Below are 20,856 nucleotides of genomic sequence, written 5' to 3'. Positions count from 1 at the left end.
TTAAACTTTTTTATGAAGGCTACCAAGCGAAAGCGCGGTAGAAAAATCTGTGTCTATTTTCTTGACATAGTATCATTTATCCTTCCTTAGAATCAATGATTAAAAAAGTGAATGATTTTATTAATCAAATCAAACTGATGCGTTTAACGGAAAATCAAGTTGTGATTGGGAATATTGCTATTTCAAAGATAACAATAAGCCCCGATACGAATCATGACCTGGAACGGAAAATGTTAATGTTGAATCAAGCCCTGCTAGAATACAATCGAAAAAATCAATATGGCTTTATTATTCAGAGGAACTTCCTAAATTTTGAAGTCATTACAAACTATAAGGCATTGAAGGACATTACAAATGAGTTTACACAATGTTCGCTTTTGTCCGATCTTAAACAAACATTACCATACGAAATAGATATTGGTTGGGGAATCGGAAATACTTTGCAAGAGGCTCGTTTCAATGCTGAACACGCCAACAAAGAAAGAAGAATGGATCGCGGGACATCCTATATTATGACCGAAGATGATCAATTAATCGGACCTCTTGGAGATGAGACATGTTTACAAATTCCAATTCAACTGAACATTCAAATTGAAAAATTTAGTAGCCAAATAGGCATTTCTGCATTACATATCCAAAAAGTAATGGCCGTTATGGAAAAACTTCAAACAACTGAACTTGTTTCTGATGATCTTGCCATTCATTTTGGGATATCTCAAAGAGCTGCAAACCGTATCTTACAAAAGCTTGAGGAAAGGGGAGTAGCAGAAGTTTCTTATAAAAAGCAGAAAAAACTAAGAGGCAGGCCAAAGAAAGTCTATCATATCGATTTCTTAGCTAAATTATCTTAATCTTTCAAAAATAAGCATTATATTCTTATTGTTAAAAATAAAAGCCGACTTCCAGAGTCGACTTTTTTATTGCGTAATCGGTAATATAATCTCTACCTTTGTTCCATTTCCTAGGTTACTATTAATGCTAATTTGTCCATTATGATCTTCAATGATTTTTTTAGACACCATTAAACCTAGGCCGGTTCCATAATCCTTTGTTGTAAAGAATGGTTGGAACAGCTTTTCCTGTACATCCTCAGGTATTCCACTGCCCTCATCAAGAATGATAATCGATAACATGTTATTGGCAGTTTGGCTGCCATTAATCGTTAGCTTACCACCCTCTGACATGGATTCAAAGCCATTTTTGATGAGATTTAAGAATACCTGCTTCATTTGTTTTTCATCACAATCGATGTCTAAAACAGCTTCATCCATTTTCAGATCAATTACAACATTCCTCGCGTTCTCAGATTGCTCAAAGATTGAAAGGACATACTCAATAAGTTTCTTTAGATTACATTTCGTCACATTAATTTGCCTTGGTTTGCCGATAACCAGTAAATCATTAAGAATTGAATCAATCCGATCAATTTCCTGCTCCATGATCATATATTGTGCCTCATCCTCTTTATGTTTCTCCCGCTGAAGCTGGGTAAACCCTTTTAAAGATGCCAACGGATTACGAATTTCATGACCAATTGTAGTTGCCATCTGCCCGACAAAAGCAAGCTTCTCCTTATTACGGAGCTCCTCATGCGTTACCGATAGTGCTTCGATATACGAGTAGAAACGGGTTAGGAGGATATAGGCAATAAGTGCAAACATACCAATTAGCAGGATTGGTGCCATTACAATACCATTTCCTAATAATAGGCCAATCAATACATATTTCATTGTAATGGCAATTGATACTGTCAGAAAAAATCTCTTATTAATAAAGATAGGAGAGAATAGCAAAAAGACAATTTCAGCTGCATTCCCACTCTTAAAAACTTCATTACTCCCCCAATAAGTGAGTACATCATCCATTCCAGAAACCAAAAGATATGCCAGCACATAATAATATTTGATTAAATGTAGCTTACCTACTTTCATTAAATAAAATGAGACTGGAATAAGGACAATTATTAATATATAGGCTCCATAAGCAAAATCAGTAGGAAGTCCAATCTTTTCGTTAAAAAATAAAGGGTATATAAAATAATAGAAAAAATCATATAGCACTAAAATGCTATAAAACAATATTAAATATAGACGTAAAGCCTTTTTCTCTTCATGTAAAAGAAGAGTGCTATGTTTTTGATAAGACATATCAATCCTCACTTAGTTAAATGATTATGCTTTTTTTATTATATATTATTTTCCTCACCTGAGTATATAGTCCTATATTCTCTCTTACTTTCGAATTTTTTAAATAATGAGTAGGAGAGTAGTAAAAGGAATATCAACATTTGTGCACAAAAAACGAGAGCATCCCAGAATTTTAGAGATGATACTGACTCAGTAAACCCAGGGAGAACATTTATCATAATATATACTAATTGAGGTAAATAGTAATAGCTAAACATAGAGAAGGTCAACAAAATTCCAATCAAAAAGAAAAAGGAATAGAAAACAATTATTTTATTCTTTACTGCTTTTCGTTTTCTATTTAATAATGCTGTTAAGTATTCAATTCCACTTTCCATCAAATTATAATTCCCCGTACTATTTTCAAAAACATAATAAAGATCTGTTTTCATATAAATACAGCATTGATAAATAATCCGGATGACAATATCGAAAATAATCAAACTAATAATTCCATTAATAAACCCGTGTGAGGATGCGTTAGACATTTTTAAGATTAGGGCAATAAAAAGAATGAAACTATCAAAATACAAGCCTGCTAAAAACAACAAGTTTCGGTCCTTTGAGGAGAGTTTCCACCCTTGTGTAAGGTCCGTTTCAAATACAACAAAAAACAATCGATTGCCAATTTGTAATCGTGTTGGAAGATTAAAAGAACGGATAGCCAAAATATGTCCACATTCATGAATAAAGATTAAAACAATTGAAATTCCGGCATACAAAAGAATATTAAACATCATTGTATCAAAGACAAAAAGATCCTGATAACGAGGAAAAAGATCAGTATCTTTCACAAAAAGTAAGAGATTCACTAACAGAAGTAATGGATAGAAAAAACGAGTAAACCGATTAAAGAAAATCTTCCCTAGTTTCGGTGATATCCATTTAAGGCCTAATTCTTCATGATTACGTGTCTTTTCTAGACTTACTTTTGCTCCATCTACCATTTCTACTAAATCTAACTCCAGCAATTGTTGGCCAAAATCCAGTAAATCAATCTCTTCATCTGGATATTTTTCAATAAGTAGGTGTTCAATTTCACCAAGTGATAAACCGTCGTTAATCAACTCAATTGCATCAATGCATACCACTGGCATTTCATAAAATTCATGAGTTACTAGATCTTCAATAATAAAATTCTTATTATCTGTACGTATCAATAACTCGTGTAAACATATAATAGAATCAGCAGTTAATTGCATTTTTCACACCTACCTATTTTATTCAAAATAAAAGGATGCTCCACTTTTTGTAAGCATCCTTCATTATAAATTAACCTCTTGGTCCACCTGGTACAAATCCGCACCACCAGCAAGTAGCTAAAAGTTTATTTAGCTTTTTGATTTTCATATATTTTCACCTCCCGATTTTTAATCTTTTCTTCTAGGATTCTTTTTGAATATATATCCATTGTTGGTATACCTTTTTAAATATCGCTACAAGGTTCGGATCAAATTGAGTACCTTCACCTTGAAGGATCCGCTCATAAGCCTCTTCTACAGGGAGTGCCCCACGATAAGAACGAGAGGAGGTCATTGCATCAAAAGCATCCGCTATCGCTGTGATTCGAGCATTTAACGGAATGTCATTTCCTTTTAACTGGTCAGGATATCCTTTTCCATCCCATCTTTCATGATGTGATCTAATTATACTAATACTCGAGCCAAGTCCTTCTACGTTTTTTACTGCTTCTTCTCCTACAACAGGATGTGTTTTGATGATTTCATATTCTTCATTTGTTAATTTCGCTGGCTTCATTAATATAGAATCAGGAATATTCACCTTACCAATGTCATGTAAAAGACAGGCATAGTTAAAGGATTTTAATTCATCCTTCGTAAATGATCCTAACTCTTTCGCTAACACCATCGCATATTTTGCTACTCGTTCACTATGGCCTCTTGTATATGGATCCTTTAGCTCAAGGGCTGCAATAACACCTTTTACTATTCCTTCCATTTGTTGATCATAAGAGGTGCTTAAAGCAGTGATATAACTTTGAAATCTGTTTAAGAAAATATAAGCAATTACCCCAAGTACAATTGTTAATACAATAGGGAAAGCAACTAATGTATTTGCGAGTAGACCACCTAGTAATAAATATTTAATTATCAAACCTATTGTAACTGTCCAGAAATATCTTTTGCTCACAAAAATTGGAGAAAATAAAACAAAGAAAACTTCTACAGCATTACCACTTGAAAATGATTCAGGTTTATTCCAATAAGTAAAAAGTTCATTAATAAAGCTTAAAATTGTATAGGTAAAGAAAAAATAATATTTAGTATAATGTTGCTTTTTATTACGATTATTAAAAAATATCAAAGGAATTAATAATAGAATAAAGAAGTACATTACATAGACAAAATCTGTCGGAAAACCATATGATACTATTGAATCATATCTAGGATAAATAAAATAATAAAAGATATCGTAGCCAATTAGTATGATAAAAAATAAAATACTAAACCAGGTTACGGTTCTTTTTTCCTCATATAAGAATACCGTTCTTTTATCCATTTTTTGCATCTCTTTTTCTCCATTTTCTCTTATATTTCTAGATATATATGCAATAATCCTTTTTTTATTACAAAAAAGGGCCAAAAGTCACAGACGCAATTCGTCAAATATCGACTTTTCAATTATAAACCATCTGTACTACAAACTAAATAGTTAATTAGGTATAAAAATCTTCCTGAATCGCATAAAATATGGTAATTGACGTATAGGTCATAATACCCACTAGATAAAAACGTTCTTTCAGTTTAATACAAAAATAAAAACACAGAAAGAAATCTGCGTTTTTTGTCGAAAAATTATTTTATTGTACTAGAGAATGTTTGAATGCGTATATGACCGCTTGTGTTCGATCTTGTACCTCTAGCTTACTTAAGATATTACTTACATGTACTTTTACCGTTTTTAGTGCGATAAAAAGTTCATCAGCAATCTCTTGATTCGTTTTTCCGTCAGCGATTAAAAGCAAGATTTCCATTTCACGGTTTGTCAATTCTTCATGTGGAAGCTGTTTTTCCTTTTGTCTCATTCGAACCATCATTTTCCCTGTAACTTCTGGCTCTAAAACAGACTGTCCATGATAGGTTTTACGAACGGCCTCAGCTATTTCACTTGCCTTTGATGTTTTTAACATATAGCTCGTTGCTCCCGCTTCTAAAGCAGGATAGACTTTTTCATCATCAATAAAGCTTGTGACGATGATGATTTTTGCTTCAGGCCAGCTCTCAATAATTCTTCTTGTCGCCTCAATGCCATCCATTTCCTTCATTACGAGATCCATTAATATGATATCAGGTCGAAGCTCTAGCGCTAATTCAACCGCTATTTTTCCATCATCTGCTTCACCAACGACCTCAATATCTGGCTGTGCCGATAAGTAGGAAGAAACTCCTATCCTTACCATTTCATGATCATCGACAAATAATACTTTAATCATTTTCTCCACCCTCTAACACAGGTACTTTTACTTCAATCCGTGTTCCTTTATCTTTAAGACTAACGGTCCGCATTGTACCGCCTATTTCCACAGCACGTTCATACATATTCTGTAGACCATAGGAACCGGTTTTCGCTTGTTCCACATCAAATCCAATACCATCATCAACGATTCGTAAAATGACAAATTCATCCCTTTTAATGAGCAGGACTTCTAACCGATTTGCTTTTGCGTGGCGGAGGGTGTTTGAAACAGACTCTTGAAGAATGCGAAATAAGTGGTCCTCGACCCCTTTATCAATTTGAAAGTCCTCTATCTTTGTTTCAATGGTTACAGGTACCTTTTGTGATAATTCAACTAATAGCTCCTGGATTCCTTCTTGGAGTGTCTTTCCTTTTAATGCAACTGGACGTAAATGAAGCAAGAGTGCCCGCATTTCTAATTGTGATTGATGAATCATTTCCTCAACAAGCTTAAACTGTTTTGCCTCACGTTCATCAGTTCGTGGCTTAGATTCGTTGATAGCAGACATCATCATCGATGCAGCAAAGAGTTGTTGACTAACGGAATCATGGAGTTCTCTCGCTAAACGGTTACGCTCATCGGAAACAATTTGTTGTATTCGTTTTTCCTGATCCTCTGCCTTTTCATTTGCAAGTTTTTGGGAAAGTTTTGTTTGCTCTGCAATATGAGTTTGTAGCTTTTTAATCCGCTCCCAAATGGTGTTGAATTCCGCAGTTTGGTTGACGGGGATTTCAGAAATGGTTCTCCCCTGTTCAATTTGATAAATCGCATTAGAAACAGAGAGCAACTGTTTTCTCCATAAATACCCCGACAAAATTCCAAAAACAAGCCCCGCAATTAAGCTTAGACTCAAGGTTAAAATAATATACGGCAAATCCATAAGCTTTGTTTGCCAGAGTGCGGCCCAATTCGCTAAAGGAAAAGCCATGAATACAATGACATGGGCCAATACAAATAAAAACACTGAGACACAAATACCAACAATTATTTGTTTTTTAACGGTACTCATGCTCGTTTCACCTCAAGGTCCCCCACTCCAATGGAAGTGACTATCTTTAGCTTAGGTTCGGCGTGATCATATTGTTCAGTTTGATAATGAAGTGTTTGGTTCACCGTTTTAGCGTCTTGATTTTCAAAGATAGTTGTGGCTCCATAAAGGACAGAATGATGTACCTTCACTTCTACCTCATACGGAACAAAAATTTGAACATTCCCAATCACATTTCGAATAAAAATAACTGATTCACCTTTAGGTAGAACCGTGTAGCTTAAATCAATAATCGTATCGCCAATTCCTGACTGAATGTTCACATCGTTCCATTCATACACATACTCTGGTGTTTTTTGTTGACCCATAACGATGTTTTGAAACAATGGCTGACGTCTAAGAATAGGTTCTTGTTTAGATGTTTTTTCTGATTCTTTTATATCAGGTTTAATATAATGAGGTTTTTTCTTAGCTTGTATAAATTGGATAAGTAAATAAATAAGAACGGCAAGAATCAAAAACTTTACTGTCATCATATTTAGAATGGTAAAAGCTAAACTAATCCATCCAAACCAAAACAGGATTTTGCCAAATGTTCGCGGCAATTTTTTACGGCCAATATAAATACATCCAAACGATATTACAAAAGAGAAAAGGACTCCGCCATTAAAAAACGTAACTTCAATGATTAATAAAATGATGCCAAGAAGAAAAAATGCATTAAGGTTGTCTGATTTAATTTTATTTAACACGTCCGGATCCTCCCTTCATTTCATTGAATGCATTGATTATTGCCCGTAAAGTATAGGGGCTAAGAAGACGTAGATTGTCTACGCCTTCTTAGAATACCATGTTTTCACTATGAAATTGAATGTGTTTCTTCATTTTTCACTTCTTTTTCAAGTTGTGCAATTCTTGCATCGATTGTATTGCGATGATAAGAAGAATTTACTTGATGTTCAAGACGAGCAAGATATGATTCCATTTCTTCAAAAGTTCTTGAAGCCTTATTCGTATATGCATTTGTGTCCAGAACTTGGTTCATGCGATGATTCGCTCGCGCAATGTTCTCACGCCCCATTAGTTCCATACGCTTAATATGCATGTCTTTTAGCTTATGCTTCATTTCCTCATACTTTTTCTCAAGGCCGATAAGTTCTGCTGCTGTATTTTTTATTGCTTCTTGTAATTTAGCAGCACGTTCTTCATATGAAACTTGTTCCTGAACAGCAAACTCATATAATTCCGTTTCTCCAGCTTGTTGCGCTACATCCGCTTGGTATTTACGTTTTTCAGCAAGTTCTGCTGCTTCGCGATGTTCTCTTGCAAATTGATCCTTTAGAGAGTGCTGACGCTCGACAAGCTTGCGAACCTTCTCAACTTCCGCCTCACATTGACGTAGGTACTGGTTAAGTAACGAGATTGGGTTTTTCTTTTCTTTCTCATCTAATATGCCATGAAAATCTGCTAAAATTGTGTCCTTGATACGAGTTAATAGGTTTGCCATTTTTATCATTCTCCTTTTTAATGAATAATCGTATTTCTATTAATTAACGTTTGTTCAATTCAGCCCATTGTCTTTCAAAGTTAGTAAATGGGTCAGATGATTCAGTAACGACTTCGTTTTTTTCTTTTTTCCATTTTTTAATGACAACATAGAGGATGTATGCTGCTACGACGCCTAGAATTGCAGGTGCATTTGAAGCTGATGCAATAAGAGCGATAACCCCGACAGTGGCCCATATTACCTTACCTAGCGTTGAATCAGTTTTCATAAACTGTTTAAATGCAAAATACAGAATGGCTAGGCTAATCGCTAAACCAATCAGTGGTCCAACCTGCGATAAAAGCACAATTGCTGCAATACCTCCAAGAATAAACAATCCGAATTTTTTCATGTTTACTTCCTCCTTTCATGATTCAATCTTATCCTGAATTTCGATTTGCTATAATGAGCCCCAGTTATATTTTTCACTAGGACCTGAGGCTTAGAAGGCGTAAGTTTTTATGAAAAAAAGGGCTGCTCAGGTATGAGCAAACCCTTATCTTTTACGGGAAACAAACGGATTGTCAGTGATCCAAAATCGCCACGGATAATCCTTTGCCTCTCCTGTATTTTCGATACCAATTCGTGGACCGATTGAGATGTTTTCTGGAATATAGCCTTTAGTGATGTATATGGGTGGTTCAAAAAATGTGCGTCCATAGTCCTCCATTGTTATTCCTAATGCTTTCGTTAGTTTTCCTGGTCCGTTTGTTAGATTTTTGATGGGCATTTGACCGCGGCGTTCATACATGAGGTCAATACCTTGGTCTGGCTCCACCGCTCGGATAAGAATCGCTTCTGGTATGTCCATTTCGTTACTGACAACATTCACGAGACAATGAGTGTGCATCTGATAAGTATAGACATGACCCGGTTTGCCGAACATCACCTCTGTCCGCTTCGTCCTTCGATTGTTAAAAGAATGCGCTGCGCGATCAAGTGGGCCTTTGTAGGCTTCAGTTTCTACAATATAGCCTGATGCTACGCCCTGTTCGGTTTCTTTTATAAGCTTACATCCGAGGAGAGCTTTTGCTAGTTCTAATGTAGGTTGATGAAAAAATGATTCAGGTATGATTTCCGTCATGGCAGCTCCTTGTTTTTCCGTTTTTAGGTTTAGTATGGGATACGGTTGGTGGGTGTATTCTTGTTTAGGTTGTAGGGATAGTCGCATTCGGTCGGGTTCGTACCCTCGAGAGAGTTTTCTGTGGATGGTGAGGGTACGATTACTCCTTTTTCGCACCCTCACTGGGGTGGCTCTGGGCTGGTGAGGGTATGATTACGCCTCATTGAGTACCCTCACTTATTCAGCTTTCGCCTTGTGAGAGTATAACTATGGCCACCCGTTCGCCTTTAGTAAGTTTGAGATTATGTAAATAGCCACTCATTTGAAAGATGTGTGGCCTGGTTCACTAAGATTGGAGAAACGTTACGTTTTTTCCTTATGACAGTTTTGTTCTATCAATTTTAGAACTATTAAACCACAACCGTAAAAAAAATTACGCTGTAGAGAAAATATCTATTGCACCAAAGCGGAATTTAGTTTACTCTAAAAAGTAACAGGAGGTGAAAAATTTGGAAGATATTCGACTCAATGTTTCATTGCTGCGCAGAAGAGTACCCAATTTAACAACTGCTGCCCGTTCTGTGGGATTACGTCCAGCCACTGTATCCAATCTGTGTACTGGAAAAATTCCTGTAGGTCGTGCAGAGGTACGCACACTTGTGGCGCTTGCTGATTTAGCTGAATGTAGTGTGGATGAATTATTAATTCGAGGGGAGAAAATGGAAATGATTGAAACTGGGATTAAAACGCTTGATGTATTTGCTCCGTTAGCAAAAGGTGGTACAGTTGGTCTTGTCGCTCGCCCAGGAATGGGGCAACTTGTAGTTCTTGCCGAATTATTCCATCGCTTGCGTAACAATGATTTCAAGACAGTATTGCTTTTACCGGAAGGGGATCATCTAGGAATTACTGATGTTTTAGATGAAGTTCAATTCCAAGTAAACACTATTAAAGAAGCCTACGATGAAATTGCAAAGCTTGGAAAGACGAGTGAAATTGTTTTTGCAGCTGACCGATCACATGTAATCACAGGGGATATCCAAATCTTGCAAGAAAAATTACATTCAATTGGAATTAACTCTGTTACAACGGTTCTTGTGGACTTAAAAGGGGATGTTGTAGATGAGGATGTTCCATTTGGACCACTTGAAACCTTATGGCAATTTGACGCTGACCTCACTGCAAGACATCAATATCCTGCAATCAATCCAGTATACTCAACCTCTTCTGTCCTTGAAGGGGCACACCTAGACCAAACACATTTCACAATCCAACAGCGAGCAAAAAAACTATTACGAAGATACCGCGAGCTCCGTTCACTCGTTACTGTGCATGGGCTTGAAAAGCTACCAGAAACAGAAGTCCAAACCTACAAACGTGGTGAGCGTCTTGAAGCATATTTAACTCAACCATTTTATGTAGCCGAAGCCTTTACAGGTAAAAAAGGAGAATCGATTAGTTTACAGGATACTTTACTCGATATCCGCAAAATTCTTGATGGCTCTACCGACTCAAATGACGTCTCAGAATTAGCCTACATTGGAAAACTAAGTTAAACAATAATGGCAGGAATTCACTTCCTGCCTTTTTTCATATACAACCATATTGCACTCAAGCCGAAGATCAGTGTTTGTGTAATAAATAGGATGATTGCTCCGTTTTTTTGTTCTCCAATTGGTGGATATGGGAGTAGCGTTTCTAATAAATCCGGCGGAATCTCTTCCCCAAGAGGCATACATAATGCCAATGCAGCAAGCATTTGACTTGTGTCACTATATACAGAATACAACGCATCTTTTGCGAGCCATAAAAACAGAGTCACTGGTAAAAACAATACGATGTTGACCACTATATAAATGAGCTTTTTCTTAAAAGTCATCTGATCATGCTCTTTGATCGGTCCGATGATTGGCCACCACAGTAAGACGGCTGCTACTATCAAGCCAATTAAAAAGAAATAATTTGTAAAGTATCCTGTTCGAATCCAGTCAAACATAACAGGTACGTGATATCCAATTAACAAACCGTGGAAGAGAATTATTGTAAACACGGGATGAGTTAAAACACTGTAAACCTTTTTCACACTATTTTTTCGAAGTGCTTTTTCAAGCAGATTGGTCTTTAATCCCATTACAATCAAAGGTGCTGCAATAAGAAGGACAACAACAATCTGTATGATGTGAGCACGAAACAGCATGCGCCCTAATAGGTTCAAAGGACTTCCCACAGCCAAAAGAATTAGCAGCATACTTCCGGCAAGCGCTATGGATTTATGCTTCGGATGATTTTTTGGTGTTGGTAATAGGAACATATATAAGACAATTAATATCAAGGTAAAAAAGATGATACCCCCATTCCATTGGGAGTGAAAACTAAAACCATCTAAAATTTGACTAATCACAATATCACCAGCTTTTCGGATATTGGTTGCTCAGAAGGTTACATTCCTGCGAATTTGAATTCTCCACGCCAAAAAACCTTCCAAACATACACTTCTTACTTTATTGTAAATCCTCTCTCCCCCGCTGGAATATGATTTATATCACATGTCGTTTTTCAGACATTTTTCAGACAAAAAAAATCCATATTTAAACCATTTAGATTTAAATATGGATCTATTATTATAATGGAAGTAAGTTTACGGTTTCTATTTCTTTTAGACTGTTCACCATTTCAAGCCAATCTGCTGGTTTGTTTGGAAGAACTGTATAATACGTTGTTAAGAAATCAACAACCAATTGGCTTGGTAATTCAGATACTTGGTCATCACTAGGCATGAAACATAGATCTAGCCCCTTAACTGCTTCCCCGTCATTGTTCCATGATGGGTGAACATAGTCGAGTTCTATACGTTTATAACCAAGATGAGACAAAACCTCACGGCGCACGAACGGATCCATTGGTTTAACTGTTCCAAATTCATAGTGTGCAACTTGATACGGATCGTAGATTTCAGCAAACATTCCGAATAACTCTTTACCATTTACAGCAGCTAACTCCTGTAAATCCTTACTGCGGTTTTGTGCTAAAAAGCGACCGATACTCAATCCTGGTTGACCGATGATCGTAAAGTCAGTCATTGCAATGTTCCAGTCTGGATAATAACGGTATTCCGTTGTCCCAACGACCTCATCGTCATGTACCGCAACGAAAACACGAATACTAGGGTCCTCAAGCGGCTCCTTCCAAAGTTCAAAGTCTAGAACTTCCTCTTTAGGAAACACACTTTTCATTAATTCATGCATTTTAAAAAATAACGGGTCATTGATGCTTGTTATTCTTTTATATTCCATCTCATTCACTCTCTTTCATTTATTTCCAATCAGGATAAAGGTCCGTTCTACGGTCACGCCATGTTGTAACCGCACCTCGTTCACGTACTTCGTAGAGAAGATCCAAATCAAGGTCTGCTGTTACAATCATGTCGTTGTTTACTTCGCCTTCCACTAAAATTCCTTTTGGTGGGAATGGAATATCATTTGGTGTAATAACCGCTGCCTGACCAAAGTTTGCACGCATAAAATCAACCGTTGGTAGAGTACCAACCGTGCCTGTTCCAACAACATAGACTTGGTTTTCCACAGCTCTTGCATGGCTTGTATAACGCACACGATGGAAGCCATGGCGGTCATCTGTACAAGATGGGCAAAAGATCACATCGGCACCCTTTGCCTTTGCGATTCGAACAATTTCAGGGAACTCGATATCATAGCAAGTTAACATTGCAATACGGCCTTTATCTGTATCGAAAACTTGGAAATCTTCTCCTGGTGTCATATTCCATTCGTTCACTTCAGTTGGGGTAATATGCAGCTTGGCCTGCTCCCCGATTCTTCCATCCGGATAAAATAAATGAGCCACGTTGTTGAGGTGGTCGCCCTTTCGGATGACATGTGTTCCGCCAATAATGTGGACATTGTATTGTTTGGCAAGGTTTGAAAAAAGCTGTCGGTAGCTTTCTGTAAAGCGTGGTAGATCATCAATAGTGAGACTTGAACCGTCCTCCCTACCGATTGATAAAAGCTGTGTAGTGAAGAATTCTGGAAATAAAATAAATTCCGCATCAAATTCCATTGCAGTTTTTATATAATGCTCACATTGAGCCGCAAATTCATCAAAGGAACTGATTGTGTGAAGATGATATTGAACGGCTGAAACCCTCATTTTCAAATCGAGAATCCCCCTTCATAAAAGATCTTATAAGTGGATTATTAACTATTTTTATCGTTGAAACAAGTAAATTGTCCTTTATTATATTAGACTACGAGCATTTGATTCTCAAAAACCTTTTTTTTCCATAATTTCTTCTTCCTCAAAGTCTTTCCATATGTTACTATAAGGCTTGTCTATACAAATCTTGTAAAAATGTTGTAATAAAACTGAAACGTTTCCGCAATATAAACGTCTTATATATTGAAGAATATCACAGCGAAGAAGGTATGCTTAATGTCGAATGCGAGAAAAATGAAAAAGGGCAACATTGTCAAAATTATTGCGTTGTTTGGCTTTATTGTGTTGTTACTCTTGTATTCTTTTTTTCTACTTAAAACTAAATTTTTTCTAGAAGCAGATGCATCTGAACCGATAGTTGAGGTTGTAGCACCTGCTGAATCTCCTGAAAAATATGAACCAATAGATGATGATCTTAGAGTTGATGACAAACCAACAGGAAATATTGAAGCGGAAAAACCCGCTAAAGAAGATTCCGCACCTACAACTGAGCCAACAAAAGAACCAGCACCAGATCCAGTGCAACCAACAACTCCCAAAGAAGATGTGAAGCAGGAAGACGATCAAGAACAGGTAGCACCAAAGGAAACACCTGCCCCTCCTTCAAGGGCTGTTTATCTCACTTTTGATGATGGTCCTCATAAGGTTTCAAAAGATATCCTAGCTTTACTCGATCAGTATGATGCGAAAGCAACTTTTTTTATGTTAGACAACAATATGAAAAATTATCCTGATGCAGTCAAGGAAATGGCAAGTAAAGGACATAGCGTAGGACTTCATGGTGTCACACATGATAAAAACAAATTCTATCAATCTTCGAAATCCGTTGTTGGTGAAATGGACCAAACACAACAGACGCTTTTTGAATTAACAGGAATCGAATCAGATCTCATCCGCACTCCATTTGGCAGCGCACCATATATGACTGACGCATATAAAGAAGCTGTAGATGTTGCTGGCTACAAGATGTGGGATTGGAATATTGACAGCCGGGATTGGCAATTTCGGGATAGCCGGTACGTAGATAGTGTAATTGAGCAGCTAACTAAATTGAATCGTGTGAATCAGCCAATTGTCATTCTTTTGCACGAAAGACCAGAGACACTCGAGCATTTACCTAAACTATTAGACTATCTTAAAGAGCAAGGCTATGAATTCAAAGCATTAGAATCAACGATGCATCCTATACAGCTATATTAAAGGTGAAGATGGCCTGAGGGCCATCTTTTTTTGTGTGAGTCAGCTCGGTGGGCTCGACCGGAAGGTGGGTCAGAGGGACAGGTACACTGTCCCAGGAAAATTATGGTGGGACGCGGGACCTGTCCCTTTGTCCCAATGTAGGGTAAACTAGGTAGACAAATAATTAATGGAAGGGTTTTTGTGATGAATGGGCAGAATCGTGCTGATATAGTACCGGGAATTGAAGTTCAAATTGTGTTAAAGAAAGACCAGCGTACTGGTATACTGACAAAAGGAATTGTGAAAGATATTTTAACGAAGTCTAGTTTCCATCCCCACGGAATTAAGGTTCGATTAGAGGATGGACAAGTTGGGCGAGTGAAGGAAATCATTCAATAAATTATTTATTAAATAGAAATGAGGACATGAATATGCTATCTTTCGAGGAAAAACTTAAGGTCATCGAATCATTCCCGGAATTGGAACGAAAAAATGTATCTTTAGGGAGAGTTAATTTTCATTATAATGACAGCGTCTTTGAAAAGAAGATTGTTGTACAGCATCTTCATCCAAATGGTAATGGCTTTGTGTACGCCGGAAACCTTCAAAACTACGAAGTCGATGCTAAGGGATTTATTAATATACGGGATTTCTCCGAAGCTGAGCTAAGACGAATCGTGAAAGAATCGATTCAATCCCTTTCTGCGAACTCTCCTTTAGCAAGGGAAAATGCCATCATTGGTGAAGGACAGGAAGAACGTTGGGTTAATGATGAGGGACATACATTACTACTTGTACTCGAGGATGAATGGTGGAATATATATTCCGGCCTAAACTTAGAAGAAGCCTTTGGCTCCTATGATGAAGCCGAAGACTATTTATATGAAGAAGGCTTTAGACTTCAATAATTAAAATCCAACCTCCCGATTAAATGAGGTTGGATTTTTTAATTTCACTATTGAATTGGCATGAAGGCTACTTTCCATACGCCGTTTTCATCTTTTACCATTTGGAAGCCCATGTCTCCATTTTGATTACGAAAGGAAATATATCCTTGATATTCGTTCGTTTGGTGAAACGTTCCTGAACCTAAACCGTAAAAAGGTTCCTTGTAGCTTTCTGGATTCCTTGTTTCTTTTTCCCAGTACTTCTTATCTTCCTCTTTCGACCACATCACATACTCTTCTCTTGTTGTGTACAGAGCATATGAAGTTTCCTGATCACCGTCCGCGTTCGCTTGGAGATATAGTTTCGCAACACTGATTGGCTCTAGTGTTCTTATTGCCTCAAGATCATGGTCAAGCTTGAATTCCTCATAAGCTACTCTTTCTACCTCATTAAGCTCTAGATCATTTTTGGCCTCTGGTACATACTCGTCTAGAGGGGCATAAATTTCTACTGTTGTTTCATCCCAGTAATTAATATGAATATGATGGAGTTTTTCCTCATTATTTTGTTTGTAAGAAAAGACAATTTCTATACTAGGTTCTGCCTGACTTTCATTTAACTCGCTAACAGCTATGGATTTCACATCAATCCCCTTGTAAAAATCAAGTAATACATCAACTTCCTTTTCCGGATTTGCCACAAAAAACACATTATTTTTAAGGAATTCCTTATCTTCGACATGAAGTGCCTCAAAGAAATGGACTACTAGCTTACTAGCTTTTTCTATTGTCGTTACCTTTAAGACTGATTCATACATTTGTTGATACGCAGGATTCTCGGCCAACAATGCATCAAAATCCGGATTAATGACATTTGCAGTTTCCTTGGTTTCGGTTTCTACTGGCTGCTGCCCTTGATCTAAATTACTTGTCACATAGGACATAGATACGATGGAGAACAGCAGAATTGCCGCTGTTACAGGGACCCACATTTTGAGCCCTGAAAAATTTCTTCTTTTTGTTATCTGTTTTTCCTTTAGTGATTTTTTTAGCTCTTTTGCAAAAATTTGATTTGGTTCAAGGTCAGGACGATTTTTTAAAGGCTGTAACCATTTCTCATCATTTCGATTGTTCATTGAGTCCCCACCCCTCCTCGTGAACTCTAATTTGTTTTTTCATTTGTTGAATCGCTCTGTGGTAATCGACGCGTACTTTCCTTTCACTGCATCCCATGACTTCAGCGGTTTCTTTAACAGACAACTCTTTTAGTCCGCGAAAAATAATGATGGACCGATAGGTAGGCTTTAATTTTATGAGGGCTTCTTGTAATTCTTCCCAATCCTTCTTTTGGATGGCCTTCTTTTCAGGCGTAGCTTCTTCTGATTCCTTTTCGTAGATCCAATCTGGTAAGTATTGAATAAACTTTTGTTTTCGTTTAAGATCAATTGCCGTATGCTTTGCTATCGAGAAAATCCATGTTTTCAATCTTTCTGGATTTTGTAGACTGCCTAAGTTTTTCATAATTTTAATAAAAGTTTCTTGTGTGATATCTTCTGCTTCTTGACGGTTATTCGTATAAAAGAGTGCAAAATGATAAACATCCCGGTAATACGTATCATAAATAGTTTCTATATCGAACGACATATTCTCCAATGCCTCGCCCCCAATCAGTAATAAGTCGTTTCAACCCCGAATTTGTTTCAACTTACTTAAAATTTTTTATCCTCAACTACATTTCGTTATCTGTACCATATCTCCTGCTTTGAAATCGGCTCATATCCCAACAAAAAAAGCAGCAAGAGGAAGATTATATGCTCCTATCGCCGCTTACTTGTTAAGTTGATTGTAAAAATATGGTGGGACACGGGACCTGTCCCTATGTCCCAGGTGAGAGACCCTATGACCCTAGGATTTTTTCTGCATTTTTAACTCGTTGTTCGGTTGGGGGTTCGACTCCTTTTAGTTTGTATTCCAGACCTAGACTTTCCCATTTGTAGATACCGAGTTTGTGGTATGGGAGGACTTCAATTTTTTTCACATTTGTTAGTGTTTTTATAAACTCTGATAGTTTTGTAAGATCCTCATCATTATCGCTAATTGTTGGAACGAGTACATGTCGAACCCAAACTGGAACATTTTTATCTGATAGAAACTGAGCAAAATCCAGTATATGTTCATTGGATAGGCCCGTTAACTCCTTATGCTTTATCGGGTCGATTTCCTTAATATCTAGTAAAATTAAGTCAGTTAGTGGCAGTAATTCCTCTAATTTCTCCATAAAATGAGGAGCACGTGTAAAGCATCCGCCAGAACTATCAATCGTAGTGTGAATACCAAGCTTCTTGCATTCTTTAAACAACTCGATTAGAAAGTCAAGTTGAAGCAAAGGCTCACCACCACTTACGGTAACACCACCGCCCGATGCTTGGAAAAAAGGAAGATAGGTTTTGATATCATTGATAATCTCTGAAACACTCATCTCCTTCCCCATATTTAATTTCCAAGTATCAGGGTTATGACAAAACTGGCAACGGAGCAAACACCCCTGAGTGAAAATAACATAACGTAGTCCTGGTCCATCTACCGTTCCACAGGTTTCAATGGAATGAATGCGTCCGTTCATGCTGATCGTCCTCCTCTTTTCTTACATGGTTTCGTGAAATGTTCGGTTTATCACATCAATTTGTTGTTCTCTTGTTAGTTTGATAAAGTTCACGGCATAACCTGATACACGAATTGTTAATTGCGGATATAACTCCGGATGTTCCATTGCATCCATTAATGTTTCTCTGTCAAAGACGTTCACATTTAAATGGTGACCTTTTTTCATCATATATCCATCAAGTAAACCTGCTAGGTTACTAATTCTCGCTTCTTCCTCTCTTCCTAAAGCTCTCGGTACGATTGAGAAAGTATTTGAGATTCCATCTAACGCGTATTCATATGGAAGCTTCGCGACAGAACTCAATGAAGCAAGTGTACCCTTTGTGTCACGGCCGTGGAGTGGGTTAGCACCAGGTGCAAATGGTTCCCCAGCTTTACGGCCATCAGGTGTGTTTCCTGTCTTTTTCCCATACACGACATTAGATGTGATGGTTAAAATGGATTGTGTGTGAACAGAGTCGCGGTATGTTTTATGTTTTTTAATCTTATTCATAAAACGCTTCACAAGCTCAACTGCGATGTCGTCAACACGATCATCATTGTTTCCGTATTTCGGGAAGTCTCCTTCAGTCTCGTAATCTACTACAATTCCGTTTTCATCCCGAATGGTTTTAACCTTAGCATGTTTGATAGCACTTAGTGAATCAGCGACCACAGATAGCCCCGCGATTCCGCATGCCATTGTTCGTAAAATTTCACGGTCATGCAATGCCATTTCTAATCGTTCATAGCTGTATTTATCATGCATGTAGTGAATGATATTTAATGTATTTACATAAAGTCCTGCAAGCCATTCAAGCATGAGGTCATATTTTTCAAGAACTTCCTCATAGTCTAGATACTCTGAGGTAATTGGTGAGTATGTCGGACCAACTTGGATTTTCAGTTTTTCATCAATTCCACCATTGATTGCGTAGATTAAAGCTTTCGCTAGGTTCGCTCTTGCTCCGAAAAATTGCATTTGCTTTCCAATTGTCATCGCCGATACACAACACGCGATGCCATAGTCGTCCCCATACGTTTCTCGCATAATGTCGTCATTTTCATATTGAATGGAGCTTGTTTTGATAGACATTTTTGCGCAGTATTTCTTATAGTTTTCAGGTAACTTCACTGACCAAAGTACAGTTAGGTTTGGTTCAGGTGCTGGTCCAAGATTGTCTAGAGTATGCAAGAAACGGAATGAGTTTTTTGTAACCAATGGACGCCCATCAAGCGCAACACCTGCTAGAGATTCTGTCACCCAAGTAGGGTCACCACTAAATAGCTCATTGTAATCTGGTGTTCTTGCAAACTTAACGAGTCGCAGTTTCATGACAAAATGATCGACAATTTCCTGTGCTTCTTGCTCGGTTAGAGTGCCGTTTTTAATGTCTCTTTCAATATAGATATCTAGGAATGTGGACACACGTCCTAAACTCATCGCTGCCCCATTTTGTTCTTTTATCGCTGCTAAATACGCGAAGTATAGCCATTGAAATGCTTCCCTTGCATTTGTAGCCGGTTCTGAAATGTCATAGCCATAGGAGACAGCTAGCTCCTTTAATTCCTGTAGTGCACGAATTTGTTCAGAAAGTTCTTCTCTGTCACGAATGATGTCGTCAGTCATGGTTCCATTTCCAGTTTCAAGAAGGTCTTTCTTTTTTTCTTCAATGAGTCTATCGACACCATAAAGGGCTACCCTGCGATAATCACCAATGATTCTTCCACGACCATATGCATCAGGTAGTCCTGTTATAATACCCGCTTTTCTCGCAAGTCTCATTTCTGGTGTATAAGCATCAAATACACCTTGGTTATGCGTTTTTCGATAGTCAGTAAAAATCTTTACAATTTCCTGGTCTATTTCAAACCCATAGGATTTCGCAGAATCAACCGCCATTCTAATTCCACCAAACGGTTGAAGTGAGCGCTTAAAGGGTTTATCCGTTTGGAATCCAACCACTTTCTCCTTTTCCTGATCAAGGTAACCAGGACCATGTGAAGTAATCGTAGATACAATATTCGTATCCATATCAAGTACGCCGCCATTTTCCAGCTCTTGCTTTGTTAACTCCATTACCTGCTTCCATAGCGTATTTGTCGCTTCGGTCGGTCCCACTAAAAATTCATCGTCACCCTCATATGGTGTAAAGTTCTCTATTATGAAGTCACGTACATCAATGTCCTTTTGCCATTTTCCTTCTTTAAAACCATCCCATGCTTTCATCATCAATGACCTCCATCCAATAAAAGGTTGTTTACATATATGTTTGTTTTAAGACTTAGTTTGTTCACTACTGAACAAACTTTCTTACAAGTCAATCATACATCGGGACAAGTTTTATGTCATGTGAAATATTTCACAAATAAATAGAGTTACCATTTTAGCCATATTTTCATCAAAATTTGGTCAAAATTACTTGCTCGGAGCAAAACTAACCGGCTTGTGCACCATTAATTTCTTATGATTCGGTAGGTGGTGACACTACAATATGGCTGGATTAGCGTAACCCTCCTAATTTATGGATCTTGATGTTACTCCAATCCTGCTGGAGTACCACCAAACAACTAAAACAAATGGGACGGAGGGACAGGTCCCTGATATGAACGAAACTGTCAAGTTCCCCTCGAATCCCTAATTATAATTGCCGTT

Annotated in this window: 21 protein-coding genes; 5 read left to right on the top strand and 16 right to left on the bottom strand. The window is 37.5% G+C overall.

Translation table 11 applies throughout. The features are described from left to right. Positions 1-95: 95 nt before the first annotated feature. On the top strand, positions 96-851 hold the full coding sequence (locus tag ACR65M_RS22310) for a helix-turn-helix domain-containing protein (protein WP_440274449.1): 756 nt from the start codon (positions 96-98) through the stop codon (positions 849-851). A gap of 66 nt (positions 852-917) precedes the next feature. On the opposite strand, the gene ACR65M_RS22305 is transcribed toward ACR65M_RS22310, so the two are convergent. The 9 genes from ACR65M_RS22305 to ACR65M_RS22265 form a co-directional block, all read right to left on the bottom strand. After that, positions 918-2,147, bottom strand: coding sequence for an ATP-binding protein (locus ACR65M_RS22305; protein WP_440274448.1), 1,230 nt, complete (start codon positions 2,145-2,147; stop codon positions 918-920). 38 nt (positions 2,148-2,185) lie between these two features. Beyond that, complete coding sequence (locus ACR65M_RS22300; RefSeq protein ID WP_440274447.1) at positions 2,186-3,388, bottom strand: hypothetical protein; 1,203 nt, start codon at positions 3,386-3,388, stop codon at positions 2,186-2,188. 181 nt (positions 3,389-3,569) lie between these two features. Continuing rightward, positions 3,570-4,706, bottom strand: coding sequence for an HD-GYP domain-containing protein (locus ACR65M_RS22295; protein ID WP_440274446.1), 1,137 nt, complete (start codon positions 4,704-4,706; stop codon positions 3,570-3,572). A gap of 301 nt (positions 4,707-5,007) precedes the next feature. Further along, complete coding sequence (locus ACR65M_RS22290; RefSeq protein ID WP_121446724.1) at positions 5,008-5,640, bottom strand: response regulator; 633 nt, start codon at positions 5,638-5,640, stop codon at positions 5,008-5,010. Beyond that, positions 5,633-6,673 (bottom strand): sensor histidine kinase, encoded by a 1,041-nt coding sequence (locus ACR65M_RS22285; RefSeq protein WP_121446725.1) that lies wholly within the window; start codon positions 6,671-6,673, stop codon positions 5,633-5,635. Before ACR65M_RS22285 ends, ACR65M_RS22290 begins: the two co-directional genes overlap by 8 nt. Continuing rightward, positions 6,670-7,404: a cell wall-active antibiotics response protein LiaF gene (gene liaF, locus ACR65M_RS22280; protein ID WP_121446726.1), complete on the bottom strand. Its 735-nt coding sequence runs from the start codon at positions 7,402-7,404 to the stop codon at positions 6,670-6,672. Before liaF ends, ACR65M_RS22285 begins: the two co-directional genes overlap by 4 nt. 107 nt (positions 7,405-7,511) lie before the next feature. Beyond that, the gene (locus tag ACR65M_RS22275) at positions 7,512-8,159 is read right to left on the bottom strand and encodes a PspA/IM30 family protein (RefSeq protein WP_341329948.1); all 648 of its coding nucleotides are present in this window, start codon (positions 8,157-8,159) and stop codon (positions 7,512-7,514) included. Between the two features lie 43 nt (positions 8,160-8,202). Beyond that, on the bottom strand, positions 8,203-8,550 hold the full coding sequence (locus tag ACR65M_RS22270; protein WP_121446728.1) for a lmo0954 family membrane protein: 348 nt from the start codon (positions 8,548-8,550) through the stop codon (positions 8,203-8,205). A gap of 144 nt (positions 8,551-8,694) precedes the next feature. Continuing rightward, the gene (locus ACR65M_RS22265; protein WP_341329946.1) at positions 8,695-9,282 is read right to left on the bottom strand and encodes a DNA-3-methyladenine glycosylase; all 588 of its coding nucleotides are present in this window, start codon (positions 9,280-9,282) and stop codon (positions 8,695-8,697) included. 488 nt (positions 9,283-9,770) lie between these two features. On the opposite strand from ACR65M_RS22265, the gene ACR65M_RS22260 reads away from it, so the two are divergent. After that, positions 9,771-10,817, top strand: coding sequence for an ATP synthase beta subunit C-terminal domain-containing protein (locus tag ACR65M_RS22260; RefSeq protein WP_440274445.1), 1,047 nt, complete (start codon positions 9,771-9,773; stop codon positions 10,815-10,817). A gap of 17 nt (positions 10,818-10,834) precedes the next feature. Here the strand turns inward: ACR65M_RS22260 and ACR65M_RS22255 are convergent, their stop codons facing one another. From ACR65M_RS22255 to ACR65M_RS22245, 3 genes are all read right to left on the bottom strand, one after another. Then, entirely contained in the window at positions 10,835-11,662 is an 828-nt protein-coding gene (locus ACR65M_RS22255) for a cytochrome c oxidase assembly protein (RefSeq protein ID WP_440274444.1), read from the bottom strand. Positions 11,663-11,882: 220 nt separating this feature from the next. Then, positions 11,883-12,554: a GNAT family N-acetyltransferase gene (locus ACR65M_RS22250; protein WP_341329943.1), complete on the bottom strand. Its 672-nt coding sequence runs from the start codon at positions 12,552-12,554 to the stop codon at positions 11,883-11,885. Between the two features lie 19 nt (positions 12,555-12,573). Next, entirely contained in the window at positions 12,574-13,431 is an 858-nt protein-coding gene (locus ACR65M_RS22245; protein WP_440274443.1) for a carbon-nitrogen hydrolase family protein, read from the bottom strand. Positions 13,432-13,725: 294 nt separating this feature from the next. Here ACR65M_RS22245 and ACR65M_RS22240 point away from each other — a divergent pair, with 294 nt between their 5' ends. The 3 genes from ACR65M_RS22240 (at position 13,726) to ACR65M_RS22230 (ending at position 15,578) form a co-directional block, all read left to right on the top strand. Next, positions 13,726-14,691: a polysaccharide deacetylase family protein gene (locus ACR65M_RS22240; RefSeq protein WP_440274442.1), complete on the top strand. Its 966-nt coding sequence runs from the start codon at positions 13,726-13,728 to the stop codon at positions 14,689-14,691. 183 nt (positions 14,692-14,874) lie between these two features. Continuing rightward, entirely contained in the window at positions 14,875-15,069 is a 195-nt protein-coding gene (locus ACR65M_RS22235; RefSeq protein WP_099354078.1) for a YwbE family protein, read from the top strand. A 32-nt stretch (positions 15,070-15,101) separates the two neighbouring features. Beyond that, positions 15,102-15,578 carry a hypothetical protein gene (locus tag ACR65M_RS22230; RefSeq protein ID WP_341329940.1) on the top strand — a complete coding sequence of 159 codons (477 nt, stop codon included), beginning with the start codon at positions 15,102-15,104 and terminating at the stop codon, positions 15,576-15,578. 47 nt (positions 15,579-15,625) lie between these two features. Here ACR65M_RS22230 and ACR65M_RS22225 read toward each other — a convergent pair whose 3' ends face one another. From ACR65M_RS22225 to pflB, 4 genes are all read right to left on the bottom strand, one after another. Beyond that, positions 15,626-16,693, bottom strand: coding sequence for a hypothetical protein (locus ACR65M_RS22225; RefSeq protein WP_440274441.1), 1,068 nt, complete (start codon positions 16,691-16,693; stop codon positions 15,626-15,628). After that, entirely contained in the window at positions 16,677-17,201 is a 525-nt protein-coding gene (locus tag ACR65M_RS22220) for an RNA polymerase sigma factor (RefSeq protein ID WP_440274451.1), read from the bottom strand. The genes ACR65M_RS22225 and ACR65M_RS22220 overlap by 17 nt, the downstream gene beginning before the upstream one ends. 253 nt (positions 17,202-17,454) lie before the next feature. Then, positions 17,455-18,180 carry a pyruvate formate-lyase-activating protein gene (gene pflA, locus ACR65M_RS22215; protein WP_440274440.1) on the bottom strand — a complete coding sequence of 242 codons (726 nt, stop codon included), beginning with the start codon at positions 18,178-18,180 and terminating at the stop codon, positions 17,455-17,457. Between the two features lie 21 nt (positions 18,181-18,201). Next, complete coding sequence (gene pflB / locus ACR65M_RS22210) at positions 18,202-20,430, bottom strand: formate C-acetyltransferase (protein ID WP_440274450.1); 2,229 nt, start codon at positions 20,428-20,430, stop codon at positions 18,202-18,204. Between the last annotated feature and the right edge of the window lie 426 nt (positions 20,431-20,856).

The organism is Ferdinandcohnia sp. SAFN-114 (assembly GCF_059415045.1).
Note: the sequence above shows the minus strand (reverse complement) of the source record. Positions and strands in the feature narration are given on the sequence as shown.